This window comes from Aeromicrobium halocynthiae, from assembly GCF_039531385.1.
Lineage (GTDB): Bacteria > Actinomycetota > Actinomycetes > Propionibacteriales > Nocardioidaceae > Aeromicrobium > Aeromicrobium halocynthiae.
This window is the reverse complement of the sequence record NZ_BAAAPY010000007.1, coordinates 1-19897: the sequence shown is the minus strand read 5'-3', so window position 1 is coordinate 19897 and position 19897 is coordinate 1. Positions and strand designations below refer to the sequence as shown.

The window sequence follows — 19897 nt, the reverse complement described above, 5'->3', positions numbered from 1 at the left end:
CGCGCCCCCGCCCGGAGGCGGGGGCGTCACCCGGATGGCCGGGGGAGAACCGGCCCCCGATCGCCGAGAGTCAGAATGGGCCGTCGGGAGAGGACGGCCGGGTTGGGAGAACCTCATCAGCTCGGTGTCGATCGATGGCTCCAGTCTGCCTCACGATCGAGCCGATCCGGCACGTTCGACGTCCCGCAAAGGTCCCGAGTTCGACGGGACCGACGTCCTTTGCCCAAAACGGCTCGGATCCTGGGCGCCGAGGGCTACATTGACCCCCGGGAGGATCGACATGCGAGCAGGGAGTGTGCCGTCCGAGCGGCTCCAGAGCCTGCTCGACGCCGTCGTGGCGATGGCCAGCGACCTGACGCTGGACGGCGCCATGCAGAGCATCGTCGACTCCGCGAGCGAGCTGGTGGACGCCACGTACGGCTTCCTCGGGGTGCTCGACGGCACCACCAACCGCCGGTTGGGGACGTTCGCGGTCCACGGGCTCGAGGAGGCGCACCAGCAGATGATCGGTTCCCTTCCGGAGGGTCGCGGCCTGCTGGGCATCGTCATCGACCGCCCGGAGCCGATCCGCGTCGCCGACCTCGAGGGCCACCCGGAGCGCGCCGGCTTCCCGGTGCGCCACCCGGACATGCGCTCGTTCCTGGGCGTCCCGATCCGCATCCACGGCGAGGTCTTCGGCAACCTCTACCTCACCAACAAGAGGTCCGCGTCGGCCTTCACGGCCGCCGACGAGGAGATCGCGGTGGCCCTCGCCGGCGCGGCGGGCGTGATCATCCACAACGCCCGGCTGCACCAGAGTGCGGAGAAGCGCCTCGCGTGGCTCGAGGCCACCGCCGACATCGCCTCCTCGGTGCTCAAGCCGATCTCGCGGGAGGGGGTCAAGCAGTCCATCGCGAAGCGCGCCCGGGCGGTGGCCGAGGCGGACGTCGCCGCGATCCTCGTCCCCGACGACGACGGCCGGCTCGTCGTCGCAGCCGTCACCGGGATGACCCGGGACGTCGTCGGTCGCGTCACGACCGTCCCGTGGCTCGATGCGATCACCGAGTCCGGCGAGGACCGCACGACCCTCGACGTCCGCCTGGACGACGCGGTGCCGCCGAAGGCGTTGGACGTCCTCCCGGACCTGCGAGCCGTCCACGGCCAGCCGATCCCGATCGGCACGGCGACCGGTGTCCTGGTCCTCGGGTGGTTCGAGGGGCACGAACGGGCCGCCGCGTCCCTCGACACCTCGCTGGCCCGCGGCTTCGCCCAGCAGGTGGCCCTGGCCATCCAGGTGGTCCGCGACCGCGAGCGCCAGGCGCGGCTGGCCGTCTTCGAGGACCGCGACCGCATCGGGCGCGACCTCCACGACCTGGTGATCCAGCGGCTCTTCGCGGTGGGTCTCACGCTCGACAGCACCTCGCGGACCGTCGGGCCGGAGGCGGCCGAGCGACTCGCCGTCGCGGTCGACAGCCTGGACCAGACCATCAAGGACATCCGGCGCACCATCTTCGACCTCACCTCCCCCGCCTCGCCGATGGTCCTGCGCGAGGAGATCGCCCCGGTCGCCCGCGAGACCGAGCGGCTGCTGGGCTTTCGCCCGCAGGTGTGGATCAAGGGCGACGTCGAGGGTGAGGTGCCGGCCCAGGTGGCCGAGCAGCTCGTCGCCGTCCTGCACGAGACCACCTCCAACATCGTCCGGCACGCGGGGGCATCGGCGGTGCAGATCACCCTCGACGTCACCGACGAGATCGTGCTGGAGGTCCGCGACGACGGCACCGGCCTGGACCCCGACGCGCTCATGGGCAACGGACTGCGCAATCTGCGCCACCGCGCCAAGAACCTCGGCGGCACGTGCGAGTTCACCGAGCCTCCCGGTGGGGGCCTGAACGTGCGCTGGAGCGTCCCGAAGGCTCGCCATGGCCGGTGAGGTGAGGGTCTTCCTGCTCGACGACCACGAGATCGTCCGGCGCGGCATCAGGGACCTGCTCGAGACGAGCGACGACATCGAGGTCGTCGGCGAGGCCGGCACGGCCGCGCAGGCCGTGTCCGAGATCGGCCGACTGCGCCCGGACGTCGCGGTGCTGGACGCCCGCCTGCCGGACGGCTCCGGCATCGAGGTCTGCCGCGAGGTCCGCTCCGCCGATCCCGGCGTGCAGGTCATCATCCTGACCTCCTACGACGACGACGAGGCGCTGTTCTCGGCGATCATGGCCGGCGCGGCGGGCTACGTGCTCAAGCAGATCCGCGGCAACGACCTGCTCGAGGCGGTGCGGACCGTCGCCGACGGTCAGTCCCTGCTGGACCCGGCGGTGACCGCGCAGGTCCTCGACCGCATCCGGTCCTCGCCCGAGCCGACGGACGCGCTCTCCGAGCTCACCGCGCAGGAGCGCCGGATCCTCGACCTCATCGGCGAGGGCATGACGAACCGGCAGATCGCCGGGGAGATGTTCTTGGCCGAGAAGACCGTCAAGAACTACGTGTCGGCCCTGCTGTCGAAGCTCAACCTGCAGCGACGGACCCAGGCGGCGCTGTTCATCCAGCGCCACCGTCAGGGCCCCGGTCTCGGCTGAGGCCCGATACCCTAGGGGTCATGGACCACAACCAGTCGCTCGCCGCGTTCGATCCCGACGTCGCCCGCCTGCTCGACGCCGAGCTCGCCCGTCAGCAGACGACACTGGAGATGATCGCCTCGGAGAACTTCGCGCCCGTCGCGGCGTTGCAGGCGCAGGGCAGCGTCCTGACGAACAAGTACGCCGAGGGCTACCCGGGGCGGCGCTACTACGGCGGCTGCGAGGTCGTCGACGAGGTCGAGCAGATCGCCATCGACCGGCTCAAGCAGGTCTTCTCCGCGGAGTACGCGAACGTCCAGCCGCACTCCGGCGCCACGGCCAACGCCGCGGTCCTGCACGCGATCGCCCGCCACGGTGACACGATCATGGGTCTCGACCTCGCCAACGGCGGGCACCTGACCCACGGGATGAAGATCAACTTCTCCGGGCGCCTGTACGAGGTCGTGCCGTACCACGTCGACGACGCCGGCCTGATCGACATGGACGAGGTCCGCACCCTCGCGCACGAGCACTCCCCCAAGGTCATCATCGCCGGCTGGTCGGCCTATCCGCGCCAGCTCGACTTCGCCGCGTTCCGCGAGATCGCCGACGAGGTCGGGGCCTACCTGTGGGTCGACATGGCGCACTTCGCCGGGCTGGTCGCGGCCGGCCTGCACCCCTCCCCCCTGCCGTACGCCCACGTCGTGTCCACCACCACCCACAAGACCCTCGGCGGTCCGCGCGGTGGCGCGATCCTGAGCAACGATCCCGAGCTGGTCAAGAAGCTGCAGTCGGCGGTCTTCCCCGGGCAGCAGGGTGGTCCGCTGGAGCACGTGATCGCCGCGAAGGCGGTCGCCTTCAAGATGGCGCTCGAGCCGGACTTCGTCGACCGCCAGCGCCGCACCATCGAGGGCGCGCAGATCATCGCCGAGCGGCTCCTGGCCGACGACGCCCGCTCCGTCGGCGTGCAGGTCCTCTCCGGTGGCACCGACGTCCACCTGGTGCTCGTCGACCTGCGAGAGTCCGAGCTCGACGGCCAGCAGGGTGAGGACCGGCTGCACGAGGTCGGCATCACCGTGAACCGCAACGCCGTCCCGAACGACCCGCGTCCGCCGATGGTGACGTCCGGGCTGCGCATCGGGACGCCGGCCCTGGCCACCCGCGGGTTCGGCGCCGAGGAGTTCACCGAGGTCGCCGACATCATCGCCGAGACCCTCAAGCCCGGCGACATCGACACCGAGGGCCTGCGCAAGCGGGTCACCGTCCTGGCCGAGCGCTTCCCGCTCTACCCGGACGTCACGCCGTTCACCGCCTGAGGTGGGGCTCCGGGCCTGGTTCCGACCGCAGCTGATCGGTCTGCACCTCCTGCTCGTCGTCGCCGTGACCGGGTGCGTCGCGGGCGGGGTCTGGCAGTTCGGTTCCTACGAGGGTCAGCAGTCCCAGGAGCGGGTCGAGCGGGCCGCGATGGACCCGGTTCCGCTGGACGAGGCCTGGCAGCGCGGGGAGCCCTTCACCACCGACCAGGACCACCGGCGCGTCGTGGTGGAGGGACGGTTCACGACCACCGACGAGCAGGTGTGGGTCTCCGGTCGTTTCCAGGACGACACCAGCGGCTTCTGGCTGCTCGCACCGCTGGTCGTCGCCGGTGGGGACGACGCGATCATGGTGGTGCGTGGCTTCAGCCCGGACCTCGTGGACCTGCCGCCGGTCCCGGCGCAGCCGACCAGCCTCACGGCGATCCTGCGACCGGGCGAGGGTGACGGCGCAGCGCTCGATGACAACCGGGTGATCGGCTCGGTCCGCCTGCCGGCGTTGCTGAACGAGCTCGGGCGACCGCTCTACCCGGGCTACGCGCTCGCGACGTCGGACACCGGGGCCGGGCTCGCCCTCGCCGAGGAGCCGACCCCGGACGTCTCGTGGACGGTCGGCCTCACGAACCTCGCCTACGCACTGCAGTGGTGGGCCTTCGCGCTGTTCGCCGTGTTCATGTGGTGGCGCATGTGCCGCGACCAGGTGGCCACTAGCCTGGAGTCGTGAGCAAGACTGCCGTGGCCTACCGGGTCCTCGCCTGGATCGTGGGCGTCAACCTGATCGTCGTCTTCGCCGGCTTCTTCGGCAAGATGTTCACCGACCCCGGATCCTTCTGGTACCGGCACGCGGACACGTTCCTGGTCATCGACCAGGTGCACGGCGTGCTGTTCATGGTGCTGCTCGTGCTCATCGCGGTCCTGTCGCGGCGACACCGCTGGTCACCCGGCTTCACCATCACGACGATGCTGGTCGCGACCGTCCCGCTGCTCAGCTTCTGGGGTGAGCGCCGCGCGACCCAGCGTCTCCGTGTCGACGAGGGTGCCGTCAGCGTCCGTTGAACGTCGCGTTCCCCGGGCCGTCGGCCAGGAACGACGCCATGCCGTGGCGCAGGTCCTCGGTCTCGAACAGGGCCGACGCGATCGTGGTGGTGCGTGCGTTCGCCTCCGTCAGGCCGTCCGACTCGAGGGCACGCAGGATCTGCTTGGCTGCGCCGAACGCCTTCGTCGGACCGGTCGCGAGGTGGGCGGCCAGGGCGTCGACGGCGCCGTCGAGCTCCTCGGCCGGGTGCACCCGGTTGACGACGTCCCAGCGCTCGAAGGTCTCGGCGTCGAAGAGGTCGCCGGTGAAGACGACCTCCCGCGCACGGGCGACTCCGGCGCGCTGGGCGAGCCGCTGGGTGCCGCCCATCGTCGGGGTGAGGCCGATGACGCGCTCGACGAGGCCGAACCTCGCCTTGTCGGAGGCGACGACCAGGTCGCACGCGAGCGCGACCTCCAGCGCCCACGTCAGTGTCAGCGCGTGCGCGACGAAGACGGTGGGCACGTCGAGAGCGGCGACCCGGTCCGGCAGCTCGAGCATCCGGTCGTAGAGCTGCTTCGTGGCCTCGCGGGACTCTCGCGCGTGGAACTGGGCCACGTCGACGCCGCCGGAGACCACGCGACCCTCCGCCCTGATGACGAGCACCCTGGGCGGGTCGGTCTCGACCGCGTCGAGGGCGGTGTCGAAGGCGTCGTGCAGCTCCAGGGAGTACAGGTTCACCGGGGGCGCACTGAACGTCAGGGTCGCGACGCCACGCTCGTCGCGCGCGAGGTCGACGTTCACCGGACGGCCTGCGGGTCGTAGACGCCGCCGCGGTCGGCGGTGGCGCGGCGGTAGGCGAGCGCGGCGACGCCGACGAGTGCGGCGACCAGGAGGGTGCGGAGGGGGTGCTGGCGCATGCGTTCACCGTAGGCCACGGACCGGTCGGCGCGCCGGGCCCGGTTCGGTCGGTCTTCCGTGGCGGGCCGTGGGAGAATCGAGGACGTCCCCCCAACGAGAGGAACCCCGTGGCCCACGTGACCGCCACCTTGACCACCAACCATGGTGACATCGAGGTGCAGCTCTTCCCTGATCACGCTCCCAAGACGGTCGAGAACTTCGTCGGGCTCGCGCAGGGCACGAAGGAGTGGCTCGACCCCTCCTCCGGCAAGGTCGCGACCACGCCGTTCTACGACGGACTCACCTTCCACCGCGTCATCTCCAACTTCATGCTGCAGGGCGGGTGCCCGCTGGGTACCGGCACCGGTGGACCGGGCTACACCTTCGAGGACGAGTTCCACCCGGACCTGCGCTTCGACCGTCCCTACCTGCTCGCGATGGCCAACGCCGGGCCCGGCACCAACGGCTCGCAGTTCTTCATCACCGTCGTGCCGACGGACTGGCTGAACCGCAAGCACACGATCTTCGGCGAGGTGACCGACGAGGCCGGTCGCGCCGTCGTCGACGCGATCGCCAAGGTCCGCACCGACAACTTCGATCGTCCGCTCGATCCCGTGGTGATCGAGAAGGTCACGATCTCGGGGTCGCTGCCCGACTGACGTGCACTGTCACCGGCACCCCGAGCGCGACGCCTACATCTCGTGCCAGCGGTGCGAGCGTCCGATCTGCCCGGAGTGCATGAACGAGGCGTCGGTCGGCTTCCAGTGCCCTGACTGCGTGGCCCACGGCAACCGGGCCGTCCGCCAGCCCCGCACCCTGGCCGGCGGGAAGGTCTCGGCGCGGGTCGGCGTGGTCTCGATGGTGATCATCGCCATCAACCTCGGTGTCTTCGTGCTCACCGAGCTCCTGCAGCTCGACGTCCTCGTCAGCCAGGGGGCGATGCTGCCGGTGACGTCGTTCGACCCGCGCGCCGGGGAGCTCCTGCGGGGTGTGGACGACGGCGCCTACTGGCGGCTGATCACCTCGGCGTTCCTGCACGCGAACGTCCTGCACATCGCGTTCAACATGTACGCGCTGTACCTCTTCGGGCCGTACGTCCAGCGGGCGCTGGGGACGGTGCGGTTCGTCGTGGCCTACGTGACGATGGCGGTCGTCGCGTCGGTCTTCGTGTACTGGCTGTCCGCGCCGAACGGCTTCACCGTCGGGGCCTCCGGGGCCGTCTTCGGTCTCTTCGGCCTGGCGCTGGTCCTGCTCGTGCGAGCCCGCGAGGACGTCCGCGGCCTGCTGGTCCTGCTCGCCATCAACGCCCTCATCAGCACGCAGGGCAACATCAGCTGGCAGGGTCACCTGGGCGGGTTCGTGGCCGGTCTGGTGGTGGGCGCGGCGATCGCGCTGCCGACCCGGGAGCGCCGCACTCTCGTGCAGGTCCTCGCACTCGCCGCGGTCTGGGTCGGGGTGGTTGCGGCCGTCGTCGTGCGGACCGCGATGCTGTCCTGAGCCGCTGACCTGCAGGTATGACCCGGATCACATCGGTGTGGTTTCACACAGGAGTGTCCACACCTGTGAACAACACCGGTGTCATTCACTCCCACTTCATGGCGAACCCGAAGGCCGCCACGATGAAGCCCATCCCGATGACGATGTTCCAGTTGCCGAGGTCGCTGTAGAAAGGGATGACCACGTCGGTGGTCTGGATCGTGTAGAAGACGACGATCCACAGCAGGCCGATGAGGGCTGAGGTCAGCATCGCCGGAGCCGCCCACCGGTTGCCGACCGTGCCGGGCTCACGCGGCGCGGGCTCCGGGCGGGTCCGGTCGGCGATCGACAGCGCCACGAACCCGAGGACGGCCGCGATGGCATAGTTCCACCGGCCGAGGTCGTACAGGCCGGGGATGGCGCCGACGCGCGGGAAGCTCGCCGACGTCGTCGCGAACACCGTGCCCACGGCCCAGGCGACGGCGACGACCAGCAGCACGAGAGCCGCCGGGTGGCGCCACCCGCCACGGGGGGTGCCGGACGTCGGACGGGGTGAAGGCTTCTTGGCCACGGACTTCTCCTGGTCGATGATGAGGACACGCGATGCCGATCCGCCCGCTAGCGTAGTCGCAGGCACGCACGGGGAGGGGAGCAGATGGGCAGCAGCGTCGCGCCGGCACGCGTGGCCCGTCGCGTCGTGCTCTTCGGCGTCTGTGCCGGCGCAGGGGTGATGTTCGTCGCCGCGGCGGCCACGTCCGGCGGCTCGGACCTGCGCCCCTCCGGAGCGGACCTGCGTTCGGTCGTGGCGGACCGGGCGGCCGGGGTCGCCGAGCAGCGCGACTCCGCCCGGTCCCTCGCGCGCGAGGTGGAGCGTTTGACCGCCACCGCCGACGGAGGTGCCGAGCTCGCCGAGCTCCTGGCGCGTCGCGCGACCCTGGGCGCCGCGGCCGGCACACGACCCGCCGACGGCCCGGGCGTGCGGGTCGTGCTCGACGACGCCCCCACCGAGACCACCTTCCATGACGTCGACCCGAACCTGCTGGTGGTCCACGAGCAGGACATCCGCGCCTTCGTCAACGCCCTGTGGGCCGGGGGCGCCGAGGCCGTCGCCCTGCAGGGACAGCGGATCGTGTCGACGACGAGCATCCGGTGCGTGGGCAGCACCGTCGTCATCGACGGCGTGCCGTACGCCCCGCCGTACCGCATCGAGGCGGTGGGTGACTCCGCGGGGATGAACTTCTCGATCTCCACGTCACCGCAGGCGGCGAACTACTCGCGTTACGTCGAGCAGTACGGCCTCGGTCTGGAGATCGACACGCTGGACCGGTTGCGCGTCCCCGGGCACGACGGTGCGCTCCGGCTCACCCATGCGCAGGTGCTGCAGGACGACATCGACCCCGGTGACATCGACTAGTCGTGCTCGTCCGGCGGCCCCCCGGGCAGGCCCAGCCCCGGGTTGCCGTTGCCGTTCCCATTGCCGTTGTCGCCGTTGTCGGACTCGTCCTCGCCGGAGTTGGTGGACACGACGATCGTGATCGACGTGCCGGGCGGGACGCGCTGGCCCTCGGGGATCGACTGCGACGCGACCTGGCCCTCGGGTGCGGTGGAGTTGGGGTCCTCGGTGACGTCGACGTCCAGTCCCGCGCCCTCGAGCGCGTCGACCGCGGCGTCCTCACCCTGGCCGACGACGCCCGGGACGGTGATCTGCCCGCGGGAGACGATCACGGTGACCGTCGAGCCGACGTTCACCGACGAGTTCGCGGGCGGGTTGGTGGCGATCACCGTGCCCTCGGACTCGTCGCTGTCGCGTTCCTCGCGCTCGACCTGCAGCCCCTCGCCCTCGAGGACCGACTGCGCCTCCTCGAAGCTGAGGTTCACGACGTTCGGGACGCTGACTTGCTCGGGCCCCGTGGACACGACGATCGTGACGTCGGAGCCCTCGTCGGCCGTGGCCCCACCCTCGGGCGTCTGCTCGATGACGTTGCCGCTCTCCACGTCGGCGCTGGACTGCTCCTCGGTGATCACCTCGAAGCCCTCGGCCTCCAGGATGCGGACCGCGGACGACTGCTCCTGCCCGACGACGTCGGGCACGTCGACCTGGGCGACGGGCTCGGGGCGCGTCATCTGGAAGATGGCGTAGGCGAGGGCGCCGAGCAGCAGCGCGGCGATGATCGCGATGATCCACCACTTGCGGCGGTTTCTCGGCTCCTCCTCCTCGTTCTCGGCGAGGGCGGCGGCAGCGGCCGGCGCGACGGCGGTGGCACCGGCGACCTGGGTCGCGGCCAGCGTCGGCGCCCCGATGAACTGCCCGTCGACGGCCCGCTCGAGGTCGCGTCGCATGTCGGCGGCGCTCTCGTAGCGGTCGTCGGTGCGCTTGGCGAGCGCCTTGGCGACGATGTTGTCGACGGAGTCGGTGACGTCGGGGTTCAGCTGCGACGGGGGAGTGGGCTCCTCGCGGACGTGCTGGTAGGCCACCGAGACGGGGCTGTCGCCGACGAACGGGGGACGTCCGGTGAGCAGCTCGTACAGCAGACAGCCGGTGGAGTAGATGTCGGAGCGGGCGTCGACGGTCTCGCCGCGCGCCTGCTCGGGGGACAGGTACTGCGCGGTGCCGATGACCGCAGCGGTCTGCGTCATGGCGCTGGAGGCGTCGGCGATGGCCCGCGCGATGCCGAAGTCCATCACCTTGACCTGACCGGTGGGCGTCAGCATCACGTTCGCCGGCTTGATGTCGCGGTGGATGATGCCGTTGCGGTGGCTGTAGTCGAGCGCGCTGAGCACGTCGGCGGTGATGGAGAGGGCACGCTCGGGCAGGATCTTGCGGTCGTCCTTGAGGATGTCGCGCAGCGTGCTGCCCTCGACGTACTCCATGACGATGTAGGGGATGTGGTGCCCCTGCGCGTCGGTGGACTCACCGGTGTCGTAGACCGCGACGATCGACGGGTGGTTCAGCGCCGCGGCGGACTGCGCCTCGCGGCGGAACCGGGCCTGGAAGGTGTCGTCGGTCGCCAGGTCCACCCGCAGCTGCTTGACCGCGACCGTGCGTCCCAGGCGCAGGTCGCGGGCGATGCGGACGTCGGCCATGCCGCCGCGTCCGAGCAGTCCACCGAGCTCGTAGCGGTCGCCGAGCCGGATCGGGGTGTCGCCGATGTCGGTCATGGTGTCAGTCTCTCCGATGGGTGGGGGGCGAGGGGAAGGTCGGTGTTCTCACCGCTCGAGCACGGCTTGCATGACGTCGCGGGCGATCGGGCCGGCGAGACGGCCGCCGGCGATGTCGCTGCGCGCGGTGTCGCTGGACTCCACGACCACGGCGATGGCGATCTGCGGGTCGTCCTGCGGCGCGAAGGCCACGAACCAGGCGTAGGGCGGACGGTCCGGCGTCGACTGGGCGGTGCCGGTCTTGCCACCGACGTCGACGCCGGGGATCTGCGCGGGGGTGCCGGTGCCGGAGTCGACGGTGCTCACCATCATGCTGGCGAGCTGGCGGGCGTTGCCCTCGGTCATCGCGCCGCTGAGCGACTCCGGGCTGGTCTCCTCCAGCACCCGCAGGTTGGGCGAACGGACCGTGTCGACGATGTACGGCCGCATCACCTCGCCCTCGTTCGCGATGCCGGCGGCGACCATCGCCATCTGCAGCGGTGTGGCAGCCACCTCGAACTGTCCGATGCCGGACTGCGCCAGCTGCGGCGCCTCGAGGTCGGTGCCCTCGGCGGTGAAGCGGCTCTCGCTGGTGGCCAGCCCGGACAGCGCGTCCTGGCCGAAGCCGAAGCGCTCGGCCTGCTCGGCGAGCGCCTCCTGGCCGACCTCGCCGGCGAGGTCGCCGAAGCTCACGTTGCAGGAGACCTCGAGCGCCTGGCGCAGGCTGATCTCGTTGCCACCGCAGTTGCCGCCGCCCTGGTTGGGCAGCTCGTAGTCGATCCCGGGGAAGGAGAGGGTGGTGCCGCCCTGGACGTCGCTGTCGGGGTCGAGGTCGAGCTCCTCCATCGCCGCGGCCGCCGTGACCAGCTTGAACACCGAGCCCGGGGGCAGCGTCTGCTGGGTCCCGCGGTTGAGCATCGGCTGGTCGTCGTCGTTGGTGAGCTCCTGCCAGGCGTCGTTGACGGACCCGAAGTCGTGGCTGGCGAGCCGGTTGGGGTCGTACGACGGCTGGGTGACCATCGCGAGGACGGCACCGGTCTGGGGGTCGAGCGCGACGACGGCCCCCTTGGTGTTCTCCCCGAGGGCGGCGAGACCGGAGGCGGCGGTGCGCTGCGCGAGCGGGTCGATGGTCAGCTCGACGCTGCCGCCCTGGGGCTGCTTGTTGCCCAGCAGGTCCACGACCCGGTTCACGAAGAGCCGGTTGTCGGTGCCGGCGAGCACGCGGTTCTGGGAGTTCTCCAGCGCGCCGCGGCCGTAGATGTAGGAGAAGTAGCCCGTGACGGGGGCGTAGAGCTCGGCGGCCGGGTACTCGCGCTGGAAGCGGAACTGGCCGTCGGTCGGGACACTCTCGGCGACGGGCTCGCCGGCGACGAGGATGGCGCCACGGTCGCGGGAGAACTCCTCGTTGATGACGCGCTGGTTGCCGTTGCGGTCGTTGAGGCTCTCGGCCTGCACGAACTGAACGATGTTGATGTTGACGAGCAGCGCGGCGAAGAGCACGAGCGCGGCCACGGCGAGATTGCGGATGGGCTTGTTCACGACAGCTTCACCACCTGGGTCTGCTCGTCGGCCTCGACGGGGGCGACGTCGGGCGCGGGGCGTCGGGTCTGGTCGCTGATGCGCATCAGCAGCGCGATGATCGCCCAGTTCATGACGATCGACGAGCCGCCCTGCGCCAGGAACGGTGTGGTGAGACCGGTGAGCGGGATGAGCCGGGTCACGCCGCCGATGACGACGAAGATCTGCAGCGCCAGGGAGATCGCGAGGCCGGCGGCGAGCAGCTTGCCGAACGCGTCACGGCACGTCAGGGCGATCCGCAGGCCACGCTCGACCACGAGACCGTAGATCAGGAGCACCGCCATGAGCCCGGTCAGGCCGATCTCCTCGCCCAGCGACGTCGCGATGAAGTCGGAGAAGGAGAAGGGCGTCAGCTCCGGGCTGCCCTGGCCCCACCCGCGGCCCAGGATGCCGCCGTGTGCGAGACCGAACAGGGCGTTGATGATCTGCCCGTTGGCGTCGGGGTCGCCGAACGGGTCGCGCCACGCGTTGACGCGCACCTGCACGTGCGGGAACAGCAGGTAGCCCAGGTAGGAGCCGACGGCGAACAGGGTGCCGCCGACGACGAGCCAGCCGGGGCGCTCGGTGGCGACGTACAGCATCACGAGGAACAGGCCGAAGAACAGCAGCGAGGACCCGAGGTCGCGCTGCAGGACGAGGATGCCGATGCTGATGAGCCAGGCGACGGCGATCGGTCCGAGGTCGCGGCCGCGGGGCAGGTCGATGCCGGCGAAGCGTCGTCCGGCGAGCGCGAGGGCGTCGCGCTTGACCACGAGGTAGCCGGCGAAGAAGATCGCGAGCGCGACCTTGGCGGCCTCGCCGGGCTGGAAGCTGAACGGTCCGACGCTGATCCAGATGCGGGCACCGCGGATGTTCTGACCGATGCCGGGCAGCAGCGGCAGGATCAGCAGCGCGATGGCGACGATGCCGAACGTGTAGGTGTAGGCCTGAAGGCGTCGGTGGTCGCGCACGACGGCGAGGACGACGCAGAACAGCGTGACGCCGAGCGCGGTCCAGATGATCTGGTTGTTCACCAGCGGCTGGTAGGCGCCGCCGAGGCAGAAGCCCTCGCAGCCGAGGTCGATGCGGTAGATCATCGCCAGACCGAGACCGTTGAGGCAGATGACGAGGGGCAGCAGGACCGGGTCGGCGTACGGCGCGAGCCGACGCACGATGAGGTGACCGACGACGGCCGTCGCGACGAGCGCTCCGGCGAGGGTGAGCGCGCCGGCCGGCACGGTGCCCTCGACGCCGAGACCGATGGCGACGTAGGCGCCGACGCCGATGAGCACGGCGAGCACCGTCAGGCCGAGCTCGGCTCCGCGGCGCTTGCGGGGGACGAGGGGCGTGGAGGGCGCGCTCATCGCCGGACCACCGCACCCGCGCCGGCCGCCTGCGACTCGTCGTCGGCGTCGGCGTCGGCGTCGGGGGAGGGGCTCGGGGTCGGGCTGGGCGTCGGCTCGGGGACGAACGAGGCGAGGTCGGAGACGATCTGGTCGGCGTCGGTGCGGTCGGTGGCGTCGATGCCGGCACGCACCTGCCGCGCGGTGAACTCGGGGAGCTCGTCGGTGGGGATGTCGGTGCGCTCCTCGACCGAGGAGAGCGTGAGGCCCGGGATGTCGACCTGGACGCCACGGTAGATGGCGACGTTCCCGTCGGACTCGGCGACGTAGTACTGGTCCTGGCTCCACTGGTAGGCGTAGAACGCGCCCACGGCGAGCACGCCGAGGACGACGGCGAGGGCCAGGGCACGGCGCACCCAGCGCCAGCGCGACGGTTCCCGGGGGGCGTAGCGGATCTCTTCGGGGTCGACGGCGCGCGGCGTCGAGCTCATGGCCGCAGGCGCCTCGGACTGACCCATCCGGTGCTCCGACGGCGGCCGGGGGCCGTCGGAGGCGGCGCCCACGAGCTGGGGGCGGCCGTCGGCGGACGACAGGTGCGGGTCGAGGTCGGACGCGGCGTCGACGAGCTCGCCGATGACGACCGTGACGTTGTCGTGGCCGCCGGCCTCGAGCGCGAGGCGCACCAGCTCGGTGGCGGCGAGGTCGATGGTCTCGCTGTCGCGCAGGACGGTCTCGATGACGTCGGCGTCGACCATGTCGGAGAGGCCGTCGCTGCACAGCAGGAAGCGGTCGCCGAGGCGCCCCTCGAAGCGGTCGAGGTCGGCCTCGTTGTCGTCGCGGCCCAGCATCACGCGCAGCAGGAGGGAGCGGTGCGGGTGCACGCGCGCCTCCTCGGGCGTGATCTTGCCCTCCTCGACGAGGCTCTGCACGAAGGTGTGGTCGGTGCTGATCTGGTGGAGCTCGCCGTCGCGCAGCAGGTAGGCGCGGGAGTCACCGATGTGGGCGGTGGCGAACTGGTGGCCGTCCCACAGCATGGCCTCGAGCGTCGTGCCCATGCCCTCGACGGCGGGGTCCTCGCGCACGAGCTCGCCGAGGCGACGGTTGGCGTGGGCCACGGCGCGTCCGAGGGCGTCGAGGGGGTCGATGTCGGGCAGGTCGCGGTCGAGCTCGCGGACGATGTTCATCGTCTCGGCCGACGCGAGGTCGCCTGCGGCGGCGCCGCCCATGCCGTCGGCGACGGCGATGAGGCGGTTGCTGGCGTAGCCGGAGTCCTGGTTGGTGGAGCGGCGCAGGCCCACGTCGGTCAGGGCCACGTAGTCGAGGCGCAGGGAGGTCATCGGATCACTTCCGCAGTTCCACGATGGTCTTGCCGAGCCGCACCTGGGTGCCGAGGGCGATGGGAGTGGGGGTGGTGATGCGCTGGCTGCCGAGGTAGGTGCCGTTGGTGGAGCCGAGGTCCTCGACGAACCACTGCTCGCCGTTGGTGGCGAAGCGGGCGTGGCGCGTGGAGACGTAGTCGTCGTCGAGGCGGATGGCGGCGTCGGTGCCGCGGCCGAGCAGGATGGGCTCGTCGCCGAGCGGGACGCTCTGCCCGGAGTTCGGTCCGGAGACGATCTGCAGCGTGTTCGGGGTGCCGCGCGGGGTGCGGCGACTCTTCTTCTCCTTGGGGGCCTTGGCGGGCTTGGCTGCCTTGCCGCTGCCGGCCTTGGCCGCGGGCGCCTTGGTGCCGAAGATGTCGGTGCGGATGACCGAGACGGCGGAGAGCACGAACAGCCACAGCACGGCGAGGAAGCCGAGCTTGACCAGGGTGAGGGTGAGCTCGGACATCAGGCCCCTTCGCCGGAGGTGCGGATGACCACGGTGGTGTTGCCGAGGCGGATCTCGGAGTTGTTCGTGACCGACGCGGTCTGCACGCGGTGACCGTTGAGGACGACACCGTTGGTGGAGCCGAGGTCGGTGATGGTGACGGAGGTGACGTCGCCGGACGTGTGCACCTTGATCTCGGCGTGGCGGCGCGAGATGCCGGGGTCGTCGATGCGCAGGTCGGCGTCGGACCCGCGGCCGATGACGACGCCGGGCGGCTCGAGCGGATGCTTGAGGCCGTTGACCTCGAGCACCACCGAGGAGCGTCGGACGGCGGTCTCGGTCATGCGCTGTCCGCGGACGGGGGTGACGGAGGCGTTGGTCCGGCTGCGGACCCGGAAGCGACCGGTGTGCAGCTGCGGCGTCTCCTCCAGCGCGATGGCGAGCGGCCCGGCGAGCGTGTACCGCTGCTCGTCGACGTGCTCCTGCACGAGCACGGCGAGCTCGTTCTGCAAGGTGACGCCGAACGGCGCGAGGCGCTCGTAGTCGGGGGAGGAGAGCTCGACGGTGAAGTCGTTCGGCACGAGCATCCGCTGGCGCGAGAGGACGTGCGCGGAGTTGTCGATCTCCCGCTGGATCGCCGAGGCGATCTCCACGGGCTGCACGGCACTGCGGAACGCGCGCGCGAACGCGCCCGTGACGGCACCCTCGAGGCGCTGCTCGAAGCGCTGGAGCACACCGGCCATCGTCGTCCCACCTCCCGTGTCGGTCCTGGGGTCCCTGGAATGGTATCGGCACCCCCACCGCCTGCCCGGCGGTACGGGTGCGTCGCCGATCCTGTTAGACTCGGCGACTGGCCCGCAAGGGTCGTTGCGCACGTGGCGGAATGGTAGACGCGCTGGCTTCAGGTGCCAGTGTCCGCAAGGGCGTGGAGGTTCGAATCCTCTCGTGCGCACCCCTGAGTGAATCAACGAATTACCCCTCGATCTCATCAATGAATCAAAGCCGTCTCTGACCTGCGACAGCGTGGTCTTAGGCGGCTTGTTCGCTCCACGAGGAGGTGGGCGCGGTGGGTGCGAAGCGGCTGCCCGAGACCGACGGTCTACTTCGAGACTTCGGTGCTCGCGTACGTGAGATGCGACGGCAGCAGGGCCTCACTCAGGTCGAATTGGCTGAGATCTCGGGACTCCATCGCGTCACCGTCGCGAAGATCGAGACTGGCCAGCTGGACGTTCAGCTTTCGACTGTGCATCGGCTCGCTGGTGGCATGGGCGTACCTCTCTCCGAACTCCTTCGGTCCTAGTGGTTGAGGGCCCGAAACAGGCGCTGCTTCGAATCGTGGTCCATTCTTGGGGTCCACACGCCAACTCGAATCGTCAGCCCAGAGCCTAGCCGTGTTCAGGCAGGGCACCGGCGATGCGCCGCGTTGAATCGACGATGGAGAAGGCGATGCACAGTGTTGAGTCTTGGAAGACTTCTTCGACCAGATGGCCGTGTTGGTCGACCAGAACGACTTGGCGTCCGCGCCACACTGTCTCTCCGTCTCGGTTACGCCGCTAGTGATGTACAGGAACGTTGCGTCCGAACCCACCTCCAAGGACCTTGAAGTCGACTGAGTGCAGAGTGCCGCAGGGCTCGGATAGCGCTTGTCCGTGCGCCCCGAATGTCACTCGCTGTCTTTTGAACCCTCGTAGAGATCCGCAGGCATCTGGGTCACGGAGGCTACGAGATCGATGAGTGCACGCCAGCGCTCTGAGTGCGTGCGCGTGAAGTACTGCGCGCCTCGGCCGTTTTCGGACTTCGGCTCCATCTGGAGGAGGCCAGCCTTCACGAGTCTCAGCATCACCGGGCGGACAACGCTGTCAGAGCGACCAGTGGCGGACGCGACCATTCGGGTGGTGATCTGTTCGCGCCCGGTTCCCGGCGCGAGAAGTCGGTGGGCTGCTGCTGCCACATCGGCAAAGGCGGAGTTGTTGAATATCGCGGACAACACCTCGCCCGTTCCATCATTATGTCCGCTCATACCCGTACGCTAGAACGTAACGCACTTCGCGTCACGCGATCCGCACCACGGAGGCTACCGATATGACGATTGCATGCTCTGCCGCCGGGGTCGATTTCACGCGACGCCTCGTCGCTGCGGAGCAGGTCGAGCGCCAACTGAATACACCCGGTGACCTTCGTGCGGCGGCAACCAGGCTTGTCGAAGCAACGGAGCGGATCGGCTGCCGGAACGTTCTCGGAGCAAGCGACCGCGCAAACCTCGTCCTAGCCGGGGCAGCAATGCTCGACCCCCAGGTCAACATGGTGGATGAGAAAGTTCTCCGTGAAGGCGCTGTTGACAAGGTCGTAGTCGTCGAAGCAGTGGCGGTCACCGGCATGTTCATTCGGGATTGCGTCAAGGCGGCGCGAGAGGCCGGAGCAATATGGGTCGCTGTTGCCTTGCTGAAAGATATGACGGGACCAATTGACGTCGACCGATTCGGACAGGTCGACGACCTGATTCTGTTTGACTGAACCTAGACGATTCTCTGCGCAGCGAGTGCCGACGAGGTGGCCTCTCTCCAGTCCCCTCCGCACATCGACTCGGCCGCGGCTTCGAGGTCCTTCGATGACATCTCACAGAGTTTTGCCAGCGCATTGATGTCGCTTACGATGACGTTCTCTGTGCGTCGTCGCGCTTGAGAAAGAGCTACACCTTCCCCCCGTAACCGCTTTTTCATCGAGGCGTGAGCTTTCGCTGACATGCGGGAGTAGCCCGCCTCCCGGATGACCACTGCCACGACATCGTGTGCCTTCAGCTGTGAGTTCAGTGCTGTCCCAAGGGCATGCAACTGGTCCTCGGACGCGTCACTCGCGCTTGCCTTGTGCTCGAACTTTCGAGCCACCTCGCCGGGCCGATCCACGTCGATCACCACGCCACGAAGGTGCGGACACCCCTTGGTCGTGCGAACACTCAGACCTACTACCTGTGACATGCGTTTCACCGTAGGCTACCGGCGTGTCAGACCCTGCCCTAGAGGCCCTCATCGGGCAGCGCGTCGCTGACCGTTACGAACTGATCGAGATTCTTGGCAGTGGCAAGTACGGCATTGTCTGGCGGGTCTTCGATCACAATAGAGGGCAGACCAGCGCGCTCAAGTTGATGTTCAATACCGCTCAGACCGATGCGTGGCGAGAAGCGACTCTGCTCACTCGCCTCGAGAGCGACCACATTCTCCACGTACGCAACGCGGATGTCGACGTCGACGTGCCGTACATCGAGACGGCGATTGCCGAGAATGGCACCGCCCATGCGGCACTCCGACCTTACGGCGTCGATCCGTCGCGCGCCGTGCACCTCGTGCGGGGAATGCTCCAGGGCCTGGAACTGTGTCATCAGCGCGGACTGCTGCACCGAGACATCAAGCCTTCGAATGTCTTCCTCACGGCTAATGACGACGCCCAGATTGGAGATTTCGGGGTGGCTGCCGTCATGAACGAAATCGGGGAGGCGCCACCGCATGGTGACCCGGACATCCGCGCTCCCGAGCTCTTCACGGGAGCGATGGCCACGGTGTGCTCAGATGTCTACAGTGCAGGGCTCACCCTCTGGGCCATGGTGGTAGGTCGCCTGCCGTTCGACTTCTGGGCAGACGGAGACTCGACCCGTCACACGAAGGAGGTCGTTTCGGGTCCGCCCGACATTCGAGACCTCGCGCCCCAAATATCTCGGTCATTGGCAAAGATCATACGAACAGCAATCCACGTCGACCCGGGTCAGCGCTACAGCTCAGCCGCCGACTTCGATCGGGCACTGGCCGGTCTTCCCCGTGCCACCATCGCCGTTCACCGATTCGCGGAGCACCCCGGACACCACGCCTGCTGGAAGGTGGTCCGATTGAAGGACGGTCAAGAGATCGCCGTGTGCCACAGCATTGGGACTGATCACAAGGTTGATGTCCGCCGCGAGCCGAGCGGGCTCCGCTTCCGGAGACTTTGTGCTGACGCCCAGACGCCCGCGAAAGCACGGGTGAAGTTGCGTGAGGCATTCGACAATCTTCGCTGAAGCCAACTTGGCCCTCCGACGGACCTAACCGGCGCGGCTCTCATCACGGATGGCCTGCTGCTTGATCATGGCGGTCCGTGTGAGCGACGCAGGAAGAGCGTCGGTCTTGTTCTCCGAATCCAGCCCAAGGCCTGAGTGTCCCGATGTGAGAAAGCCGTCCACCCGAGCCCGCCGTAGACGAGCGGCAACATCATCCTTAGGGCTACTCACTTGCGAAGGCTAACCCGGAGACCGCGTGGAGATCAGCTCGTCATCGCGCCTCGGAGATCGCTTCGGCGAGGCCCCCGAACTCGGCGGGTCCACCGGTGAGAGACATCAGCGTGGACAGAGCGATCGAACGGTAGCCACGGTCCTGCAGGACATGCTGGGGCAGCACATAGAACCGCCACTGCTCAACGTCAAGCGGGTCGTACTCCCGTTGGTCCCGTGCTGTCTGAAGAGCGAAGACGTAGACGTCGGCATTGAATCCTCGCTCCGTCGAGAACCCCGAACCTGAGTCCCAAGTTCGACCAGTGAGACCGGAGAACTTGATTAGCGACGGCTTCTGCTGATACCAAGCCTGGACGTACGCCGAGGACTTCACCTCAATTCGAGTTCCATCAGGCGCGAGCACGTCGTAGGCATCCCGCTCGACGCGCGGGCCCTCGGTCAAGTCCCCTGGAGTGGTGTAGCGCTGCGTGACCCTCTCGGGGTTCAGGCGGTCAGTGCTGGGAGGTCCTCCTTCTCGATGTCGGTGCCGCCGGTGGCGACGATGGTGAGGCGGGACTTGGCGA

General features: G+C 69.1%; 22 protein-coding genes and 1 tRNA gene. 12 read left to right on the top strand and 11 right to left on the bottom strand.

The window, feature by feature from the left end:
• Positions 1 to 280: 280 nt before the first annotated feature.
• From ABD213_RS10425 to ABD213_RS10405, 5 genes are read left to right on the top strand one after another with little or no spacing between them, the layout of a single operon-like run.
• The gene (locus ABD213_RS10425) at positions 281 to 1909 is read left to right on the top strand and encodes a GAF domain-containing sensor histidine kinase (protein ID WP_344327825.1); all 1629 of its coding nucleotides are present in this window, start codon (positions 281 to 283) and stop codon (positions 1907 to 1909) included.
• On the top strand, positions 1899 to 2552 hold the full coding sequence (locus tag ABD213_RS10420; RefSeq protein ID WP_344327820.1) for a response regulator: 654 nt from the start codon (positions 1899 to 1901) through the stop codon (positions 2550 to 2552). The genes ABD213_RS10425 and ABD213_RS10420 overlap by 11 nt, the downstream gene beginning before the upstream one ends.
• Before the next feature lie 20 nt (positions 2553 to 2572).
• On the top strand, positions 2573 to 3847 hold the full coding sequence (gene glyA, locus ABD213_RS10415; RefSeq protein WP_344327815.1) for a serine hydroxymethyltransferase: 1275 nt from the start codon (positions 2573 to 2575) through the stop codon (positions 3845 to 3847).
• 1 nt (position 3848) lies between these two features.
• The gene (locus ABD213_RS10410; protein ID WP_344327811.1) at positions 3849 to 4568 is read left to right on the top strand and encodes an SURF1 family protein; all 720 of its coding nucleotides are present in this window, start codon (positions 3849 to 3851) and stop codon (positions 4566 to 4568) included.
• Entirely contained in the window at positions 4565 to 4900 is a 336-nt protein-coding gene (locus tag ABD213_RS10405; protein WP_344327809.1) for a DUF3817 domain-containing protein, read from the top strand. The genes ABD213_RS10410 and ABD213_RS10405 overlap by 4 nt, the downstream gene beginning before the upstream one ends.
• Here the strand turns inward: ABD213_RS10405 and ABD213_RS10400 are convergent.
• A complete protein-coding gene (locus tag ABD213_RS10400; protein WP_344327807.1) occupies positions 4887 to 5663 on the bottom strand; it encodes an enoyl-CoA hydratase/isomerase family protein in 777 nt (258 codons plus the stop codon). The two genes, ABD213_RS10405 and ABD213_RS10400, sit on opposite strands and share 14 nt — an antisense overlap.
• A 224-nt stretch (positions 5664 to 5887) precedes the next feature.
• On the opposite strand from ABD213_RS10400, the gene ABD213_RS10395 reads away from it, so the two are divergent.
• Positions 5888 to 6418: a peptidylprolyl isomerase gene (locus ABD213_RS10395; protein ID WP_344327803.1), complete on the top strand. Its 531-nt coding sequence runs from the start codon at positions 5888 to 5890 to the stop codon at positions 6416 to 6418.
• 79 nt (positions 6419 to 6497) lie between these two features.
• Positions 6498 to 7256, top strand: coding sequence for a rhomboid family intramembrane serine protease (locus ABD213_RS10390; RefSeq protein WP_344327799.1), 759 nt, complete (start codon positions 6498 to 6500; stop codon positions 7254 to 7256).
• A gap of 85 nt (positions 7257 to 7341) precedes the next feature.
• On the opposite strand, the gene ABD213_RS10385 is transcribed toward ABD213_RS10390, so the two are convergent.
• On the bottom strand, positions 7342 to 7806 hold the full coding sequence (locus ABD213_RS10385) for a cell division protein CrgA (RefSeq protein WP_344327796.1): 465 nt from the start codon (positions 7804 to 7806) through the stop codon (positions 7342 to 7344).
• 84 nt (positions 7807 to 7890) lie between these two features.
• Between ABD213_RS10385 and ABD213_RS10380 the strand changes: the two genes are divergently transcribed.
• On the top strand, positions 7891 to 8649 hold the full coding sequence (locus ABD213_RS10380; RefSeq protein WP_344327793.1) for a DUF881 domain-containing protein: 759 nt from the start codon (positions 7891 to 7893) through the stop codon (positions 8647 to 8649).
• Here ABD213_RS10380 and pknB read toward each other — a convergent pair.
• From pknB to ABD213_RS10350, 6 genes are read right to left on the bottom strand one after another with little or no spacing between them, the layout of a single operon-like run.
• Positions 8646 to 10394 carry a Stk1 family PASTA domain-containing Ser/Thr kinase gene (gene pknB, locus ABD213_RS10375; protein WP_344327791.1) on the bottom strand — a complete coding sequence of 583 codons (1749 nt, stop codon included), beginning with the start codon at positions 10392 to 10394 and terminating at the stop codon, positions 8646 to 8648. The genes ABD213_RS10380 and pknB overlap by 4 nt on opposite strands.
• 48 nt (positions 10395 to 10442) lie before the next feature.
• The gene (locus ABD213_RS10370) at positions 10443 to 11912 is read right to left on the bottom strand and encodes a peptidoglycan D,D-transpeptidase FtsI family protein (RefSeq protein ID WP_344327786.1); all 1470 of its coding nucleotides are present in this window, start codon (positions 11910 to 11912) and stop codon (positions 10443 to 10445) included.
• A complete protein-coding gene (locus ABD213_RS10365; protein ID WP_344327781.1) occupies positions 11909 to 13294 on the bottom strand; it encodes an FtsW/RodA/SpoVE family cell cycle protein in 1386 nt (461 codons plus the stop codon). Before ABD213_RS10365 ends, ABD213_RS10370 begins: the two co-directional genes overlap by 4 nt.
• Positions 13291 to 14610 (bottom strand): PP2C family protein-serine/threonine phosphatase, encoded by a 1320-nt coding sequence (locus ABD213_RS10360; protein WP_344327777.1) that lies wholly within the window; start codon positions 14608 to 14610, stop codon positions 13291 to 13293. The genes ABD213_RS10365 and ABD213_RS10360 overlap by 4 nt, the downstream gene beginning before the upstream one ends.
• Before the next feature lie 4 nt (positions 14611 to 14614).
• The gene (locus tag ABD213_RS10355; RefSeq protein ID WP_344327775.1) at positions 14615 to 15100 is read right to left on the bottom strand and encodes an FHA domain-containing protein FhaB/FipA; all 486 of its coding nucleotides are present in this window, start codon (positions 15098 to 15100) and stop codon (positions 14615 to 14617) included.
• Entirely contained in the window at positions 15100 to 15822 is a 723-nt protein-coding gene (locus ABD213_RS10350; RefSeq protein WP_344327772.1) for an FHA domain-containing protein, read from the bottom strand. The genes ABD213_RS10355 and ABD213_RS10350 overlap by 1 nt, the downstream gene beginning before the upstream one ends.
• A 126-nt stretch (positions 15823 to 15948) precedes the next feature.
• Here ABD213_RS10350 and ABD213_RS10345 point away from each other — a divergent pair.
• Together ABD213_RS10345 and ABD213_RS15100 are read left to right on the top strand one after the other, a co-directional pair.
• Positions 15949 to 16031, top strand: a tRNA-Leu gene (locus ABD213_RS10345).
• A gap of 105 nt (positions 16032 to 16136) precedes the next feature.
• Entirely contained in the window at positions 16137 to 16379 is a 243-nt protein-coding gene (locus ABD213_RS15100) for a helix-turn-helix domain-containing protein (protein ID WP_425546052.1), read from the top strand.
• Positions 16380 to 16742: 363 nt separating this feature from the next.
• On the opposite strand, the gene ABD213_RS10340 is transcribed toward ABD213_RS15100, so the two are convergent.
• Positions 16743 to 17099, bottom strand: coding sequence for a hypothetical protein (locus ABD213_RS10340; protein ID WP_344327771.1), 357 nt, complete (start codon positions 17097 to 17099; stop codon positions 16743 to 16745).
• Positions 17100 to 17161: 62 nt separating this feature from the next.
• On the opposite strand from ABD213_RS10340, the gene ABD213_RS10335 reads away from it, so the two are divergent.
• On the top strand, positions 17162 to 17593 hold the full coding sequence (locus tag ABD213_RS10335; RefSeq protein ID WP_344327767.1) for a hypothetical protein: 432 nt from the start codon (positions 17162 to 17164) through the stop codon (positions 17591 to 17593).
• Positions 17594 to 17595: 2 nt separating this feature from the next.
• Here ABD213_RS10335 and ABD213_RS10330 read toward each other — a convergent pair whose 3' ends face one another.
• Entirely contained in the window at positions 17596 to 17994 is a 399-nt protein-coding gene (locus ABD213_RS10330) for a hypothetical protein (protein ID WP_344327762.1), read from the bottom strand.
• 83 nt (positions 17995 to 18077) lie between these two features.
• On the opposite strand from ABD213_RS10330, the gene ABD213_RS10325 reads away from it, so the two are divergent.
• Positions 18078 to 19124: a serine/threonine-protein kinase gene (locus ABD213_RS10325; RefSeq protein ID WP_344327756.1), complete on the top strand. Its 1047-nt coding sequence runs from the start codon at positions 18078 to 18080 to the stop codon at positions 19122 to 19124.
• Positions 19125 to 19374: 250 nt separating this feature from the next.
• Here ABD213_RS10325 and ABD213_RS10320 read toward each other — a convergent pair.
• A partial coding sequence (locus ABD213_RS10320; protein WP_344327751.1) for a hypothetical protein occupies positions 19375 to 19897 on the bottom strand: 523 nt, incomplete at its 5' end.

Excerpts from the sequence above, each read along its gene's own strand:
- ABD213_RS10425 (WP_344327825.1), top strand. The coding sequence starts at position 281 with ATGCGAGCAGGGAGTGTGCCGTCCGAGCGGCTCCAGAGCCTGCTCGAC.
- ABD213_RS10420 (WP_344327820.1), top strand. The coding sequence starts at position 1,899 with ATGGCCGGTGAGGTGAGGGTCTTCCTGCTCGACGACCACGAGATCGTC.
- glyA (WP_344327815.1), top strand. The coding sequence starts at position 2,573 with ATGGACCACAACCAGTCGCTCGCCGCGTTCGATCCCGACGTCGCCCGC.
- ABD213_RS10390 (WP_344327799.1), top strand. The coding sequence starts at position 6,498 with ATGAACGAGGCGTCGGTCGGCTTCCAGTGCCCTGACTGCGTGGCCCAC.
- ABD213_RS10380 (WP_344327793.1), top strand. The coding sequence starts at position 7,891 with ATGGGCAGCAGCGTCGCGCCGGCACGCGTGGCCCGTCGCGTCGTGCTC.
- pknB (WP_344327791.1), bottom strand. The coding sequence starts at position 10,394 with ATGACCGACATCGGCGACACCCCGATCCGGCTCGGCGACCGCTACGAG.
- ABD213_RS10365 (WP_344327781.1), bottom strand. The coding sequence starts at position 13,294 with ATGAGCGCGCCCTCCACGCCCCTCGTCCCCCGCAAGCGCCGCGGAGCC.
- ABD213_RS10360 (WP_344327777.1), bottom strand. The coding sequence starts at position 14,610 with ATGACCTCCCTGCGCCTCGACTACGTGGCCCTGACCGACGTGGGCCTG.
- ABD213_RS10355 (WP_344327775.1), bottom strand. The coding sequence starts at position 15,100 with ATGTCCGAGCTCACCCTCACCCTGGTCAAGCTCGGCTTCCTCGCCGTG.
- ABD213_RS10350 (WP_344327772.1), bottom strand. The coding sequence starts at position 15,822 with ATGGCCGGTGTGCTCCAGCGCTTCGAGCAGCGCCTCGAGGGTGCCGTC.
- ABD213_RS10340 (WP_344327771.1), bottom strand. The coding sequence starts at position 17,099 with ATGAGCGGACATAATGATGGAACGGGCGAGGTGTTGTCCGCGATATTC.
- ABD213_RS10335 (WP_344327767.1), top strand. The coding sequence starts at position 17,162 with ATGACGATTGCATGCTCTGCCGCCGGGGTCGATTTCACGCGACGCCTC.